This window comes from Myxococcus sp. CA023, from assembly GCF_010998615.1.
In the GTDB taxonomy this organism is placed as follows: domain Bacteria; phylum Myxococcota; class Myxococcia; order Myxococcales; family Myxococcaceae; genus Myxococcus.
On sequence record NZ_JAAEAH010000155.1, the window covers coordinates 1 to 5917 of the forward strand.

Genomic DNA, 5917 nt, shown 5'->3' on the forward strand with positions numbered 1-5917 from the left:
CGAAGCCCGTCGGCGCCATTTGCAGCCACACCTCCTCCGGCCCGAAGTCCGCCACACCCCCTCCCAACACCAGCCGCGTCACCGCTCGCTGCGGCACCGCCACCCCCTTCGGCTTCCCCGTGCTTCCCGACGTAAACATCACGTACGCCAGGTTGCCCCCTCCTACTCGCGCCTCCGGGTTTGTCTCCGGCTGCCTGGCAATCTGCGTGTCCCACTCTGTGTCCACGCACACCACCAACTCGCCACCCGACGCCACTTCGTCCGCCAGCTTCTCCTGCGCCACCAGCAGCGCCACCCCCGCCTCCCTCTTCATCCACCCCAGCCGCTCCAGCGGGTAGCTCGCGTCCAGCGGCACGTACACGCCTCCCGCCTTCAGAATCCCCAGCGCGCTCACCACCCACTCCAACGAGCGCTCCACGCACAATCCCACTCGTACTTCGGGGCCCACTCCCATTCCCCTCAGGTGGTGCGCCAACTGGTTCGCTCGGCGATTCAACGCCTCGTAACTCACCTGCTGCCCTGCCCACTCCACTGCCACCGCGCCCGGTGTCCTCTCCACCTGCGCTTCAAACAGCTCCGCCAGCGATGCGTCCCTCGGGTACTCCTCTCGCCGCCTGCTCCACTCCTCCACCAGGACGCGCCGCTCCTCCCCCGACATCAACGACAGCTCGCCCAGGCGCGTCTCCGGATTCGCGACGGCGGCCTCCAGCAGCACCGACACCTGCTTCAGCAGCCGCTCCGCCGTCTTCGCCTCGAACAGGTCGCTGTTGTAATTGACTGACGCGGCGGCACCTTCCGGCAGCTCGACGACGAACATCGACAGGTCGAACTTCGACGTCTGAATCCGCGCGTCCATCACCGTCAGCGACAATCCCTGTCGCAGCTTCACTTCGGGCGCAGGCGTGTTCTGAAGTGTCAGGGAGACTTGAAACAACGGGCTGCGACTCAGGTCCCGCTCCGGCTGCAATGCCTCCACCAGCTTCTCGAAGGGGACGTCCTGGTGCGCGTAGGCGCCCAGGGTCACCTCACGTACCTGCGCCAACATATCCCGGAAGGAAAGCTCGGGACGTACGCGAGCCCTCAGCACCAGGGTATTGGCGAAGTTGCCGATGAGCCCCTCCGTCTCCGCCTGCGTGCGCCCCGCGATGGGGAAGCCCACGCTGATGTCGTCCTGCCCCGAGAGCCGCCACAACACGGTCTGATACGCCGCCAGCAGCACCATGAACGGCGTGGCCCCTTCTCGCCGCGCGGTCGCCTCCACTTGCTGCCACAGCGCCTTCGGCCACATCTGCCGCTGGACTCCGCCTCGAAAGGTCTGCGCCGCGGGGCGAGGCCTGTCCGTGGGGAGGTCCAGGAATCGCGGCGCACCCGCCAGTGCCTCGCGCCAGTAGCGGACCTGCGCTTCCAACACCTCGTCCTTCAACCACTCGCGCTGCCAGAGCGCGTAGTCCGCGTACTGCACGGGCAGCTCCGGCAATGGTGACGGCAGCCCTTGCGAGAAAGCGTCATAGAGCGCCGCCAACTCCCGAAGCAGCACGCTCGCGGACCAGCCGTCCGAGACAATGTGATGCAACAGCAGCACGAGGACGTGCGCCTGCTCGGACTGCTTCAACAGCAGGGGGCGTAGCAGCGGACCACGCGCGAGCTCGAATGAGCGGTCGACTTCCGCGCGCACCCGGTGCCGCACCTCGGACTCATCCTGGGCGCCCAGCTCCACCACGGAGAGGTGGAACGGCGATGGCGAAGCAATGCACTGGACAGGTGCTCCGCCCTCATCCGGGAAGGCCGTACGCAGGACTTCATGACGGCGCACCAGCTCCGAGAAGGCTCGCTCCAGGACAGACACATCCAGGGGGCCCTCCACCCGCAGCACATACGGTACGTTGTACTCGGTGCCGCCCGGCTTCAGCTGATCCAGGAACCACAGTCGCTGCTGCGCGAATGACAGCGGCACCCGATCCCCCCGAGGCATCGGACGCAGCGCGGGCAGCGTCTGGCTTCGAGTCGCCTGCTCCACCTGCTGGGCAAAGGACCTCAATGTAGGGGCCTCGAAGAGGGCGCGTAGTGGGACCTCTACGCCCAGGACCGCACGCACACGCGCCACCACCTGCGTGGCCAGTAGCGAATGTCCACCCGACGCGAAGAAGTCGTCCTCCCGGCCCACCCGCTCCATCCGCAAGACGTGGGCCCAGACAGCGGCCAACGACGCTTCCATGGGGGAAGCCGGCGCCTCATAGGCGGGAGCCGAGCCACGCGCCGACACGTCCGGCACGGGCAGCGCGCGCCAGTCCACCTTGCCATTGGGTGTCAGCGGCAGGGCGTCCAGCACCACCAGCGCCGACGGCACCATGTGCCCAGGAAGCCGCTGCTGGAGGAAGGCCCTGAGGGCCGCGATGTCCGGAGCAGCCCGGACCACACGAACGGCGTAGCCCACCAGCCGTTTATCTCCAGGCACCTCTTCTCGCGCGACCACCACCGCGTCCTGGACGTCGGGATGCGCTCTGAGCACCGCCGCCACTTCTCCGGGCTCTACCCGGAACCCTCTCACCTTCACCTGGAAGTCCGTCCGCCCGATGAACTCCAGTCGCCCATCCCCCAACCACCGCACCTTATCCCCCGTGCGGTACATCCTCGCTCCAGCCACCCCACTGTACGGGTCCGGCACGTACCGCTCCGCCGTCAACTCCGGGCGCCCCACATACCCTCGCGTGACCTGCGCCCCTCCCACGTACAGCTCTCCCCCCACTCCCACCGGCACAGGACGCAGGCTCCCATCCAGTACGTACACCCGCGTGTTGCCCATCGGCCGTCCCAGCGGCACCGCCGCGGGTGACTCCGCTCGACGCGGCAGCTCCACTCGCCCCGCCAGCACGCCCACCGTCGTCTCCGTCGGGCCGTAGTGGTTGTGCACCTCGCACCCGGGCGCCAACGTCGCCACCTGCTCCAGCAGGCTCCACGAGGCCGCCTCTCCTCCCACCACCAGCCGCTTTGTCGGCAACACCTGCCCGGGCGCGGCGCCACTCATCAGCGCCGCGAGGTGCGAGGGCACGACCTTCAAACACTCCACCCCATGCCGCTGGAAGTACTCCTCCACTCCCGCCGCACTGCTTGCCCTCTCCTGCGTCAGCACATGCAGCAGTCCACCCGTCCACAGCGCCGCGTACAGCACCGTGTTTCCCAGGTCCGCCGCCAACGTCGACACCAGCGCGAAGCGTGTGCACTCCGCCAACCCCAGCCGCGCATTCGCCGCTTCCACGTAGTTGGCAAGCTGTCCGTGTGTGACAGCCACGCCCTTGGGTCGCCCCGTGCTTCCCGATGTGAACAGCACGTACGCCAGTTGCTCGGGTTGCACCTCTACCCGCGGTGCTTCCGTCGGCTGCGCCTCGAGCCGCGCCGAGTCTCCATCCATCTCCACCCGGCGCGCCGACATCCCCTCGAACGTCGGCGCGTGCCGCGCCTGCGTCACCACCACCGGCGCGGCCACTTCTTCCACCAGCGCGCGCAGACGGGACACAGGCTGCGCGGGGTCCAGCGGCACGTAGGCGCCTCCCGCCTTCAGGATCCCCAGCATCGCCACCACCCACTCCACGCCCCGCTCAAGGCACAGCGCCACTGGCACTTCCGCGCCCACCCCCATTCCCCTCAACTGGTGCGCCACTTGGTTGGCCTGCGCCTCCAACTGGCGGTACGTCAGCTCCCGCACCTCGCACCGCACCGCGGGCGCCTCCGGCGTCCGCTCCGCGTGGTGCGCGACGCGCCGGTGGACAGCCTCCCACCGGAAAGCCGTTGCCGAACCGTTCCACTCCACCAGCACCTGATGACGCTCGGCATCGGTCAGCAGCGGTATCTCGGAGAGGGGCGATTCGGGCCGCGTGGTGACGGCCTTCAGCACCTGCTCCAGGTGGAACACCATCCGCTCCGCCGTGGCCGCCGTGAAGAGGTCGGTGCTGAACTGGAGCAAGCCCTCGAAACCCCGTGGCGTCTCCCCCAGGCTCAACGAAAGCTCGAAGCGGGCCGCCTCCTTGTCAATCAACCCCATCGGCTTCACGGTCAGCGCGGGCAGCGCCAACGGCCCCACCGGGGCGTTCTGCAACACGAAGAGGACCTGGAAGAGCGCGCTGCGCCCCAGGTTCCGCTCGGGTTGCAGATGCTCCACGAGCTTTTCGAAGGGAAGATCCTGATGCTCGTACGCCCCCAGTGTGCGCTCACGCACCTGCGCCAGCAGTTCGCGGAAGGTGGCATGGGGCTGGACCTGAGCGCGGAGGACCAGGGTGTTGACGAAGAAGCCGATGAGCCCCTCCGTCTCTTCGTACCGGCGACCCGCGATGGGCGAGCCCACCAGCACGTCCTCCTGCCCCGAGTAGCGCGACAGCAGGAGCTGGAAGGCCGCCAGCAGCACCATGAAGGGCGTGGCTCCCTCCGCATGGGCCAGCGCCGTCACGGCGTCGCTCATCGGCCGTGGCAACCGCACCGGCACCCATGCCCCGCGGTGCGACAACGTCGCCGGCCTGGGCTTGTCGGTGGGCAGCTCCAAATGAGGAGGCGCGCCAGACAGCTGCTGCCGCCACCAGTCGAGCTGTGTCTCCAACACGGCCCCGCTCAGCCATTGCCGCTGCCACACCGCGTAGTCCGCGTACTGCACGGGCAGCTCCGGCAACCCGGGAGACCGTCCTTCGAGGAAGGCCGCATAGAGCGCGCCCACCTCGCGGACCAGCACGCCCAGCGACCAGCCATCCGAGACGATGTGATGCAGCACCAGCACCAGCGCGTGCACGTCCGGCGACAGCCGCGACAGCCCCACGCGCACCAGGGGGCCGCGCTCCAGATGAAACGGTCTCAGGGCTGTTCGCGTCGCACGCGCGCGGAATTCGGCCTCGCGTTCCTCTTCCGGCAGCGCGCTCAAGTCCTCGAAGGCGAGTTGGACGTCCATGGCCGGATGGATGACCTGGACAGGCTGACCCTCGTGGGAGGCAAACGTGGTGCGCAGCGACTCATGGCGCGCCACCAGCGCGGAGAACGCACGCTGCAACGCGTCCACATCGAGTGAGCCCTCGATCCGGAGGACGATGGGGACGTTGTAGCTGGCACTGCCCGGGTGGAGCTGGTCGATGAACCAGAGCCGCTGCTGGGCGAACGACACGGGCAATGCGCCCATGCGAGGTACCCGGGTCAGCGCTGGCATGCTCGGCGCCGCCGCGTCCCGCGCCGACTCCTCGATTCGCAGCGCGAGCCCTTCGAGAGCAGGTGACGCGAAGAGCGTGCGCAGGGGCAACTCCACGCCGAAGGCGGAGCGGATGTGCGCGATGAGCTGCGTGGCCAGCAACGAGTGCCCGCCCAACTCGAAGAAGTCAGCGTCCGCGCTCACCCGCTCGATGCCCAGCACTTCACACCAGATGATGCTCAGCCGCTGCTCGGTGACCGTACGCGGCTCGATGTGCTGACGCGGCTCGGAAGGACCCGCTTCGGAGGCCAACAGTGCCTTGCGGTCGATCTTTCCGTTGGGCGTCAGCGGCAGTGCATCCAGCACTACCACCACCGACGGCACCATGTACTCCGGCAGCTTCTGCCTCACGTACTCCTTCAGCGCCACCCCCTCTCCTCCCGGCGCCACCACGTACGCCTCCACCCGCTTCTCCTGCCCCTCTCCCCTCACCACCGCTGCCGCTTCCTTCACCTGCGCGTGCTGCTTCAGCGCCTCCTCCACCTCCCCCAACTCAACCCGGTACCCCCTCACCTTCACCTGCGCGTCCCGACGCCCCAGAAACTCCAGCAGCCCATTCTCCTGCCACCTCACCTCGTCCCCTGTCCGGTACACCCGCTCCCCATCCCCAAACGGCGACGGCACGAAGCGCTCCGCCGTCCACTCCGGCCTCCCCACGTACCCTTCCGCCAACCCGTCCCCTCCCACGTACAACTC

General features: G+C 68.3%; 1 protein-coding gene. It reads right to left on the reverse strand.

Annotation, left to right across the window (positions count from 1 at the left end; translation table 11 throughout):
• Positions 1-5893 (reverse strand): non-ribosomal peptide synthetase (locus F8M74_RS36845; protein WP_256368048.1); only part of this gene is annotated, 5893 nt, incomplete at its 3' end.
• Positions 5894-5917: the final 24 nt, after the last annotated feature.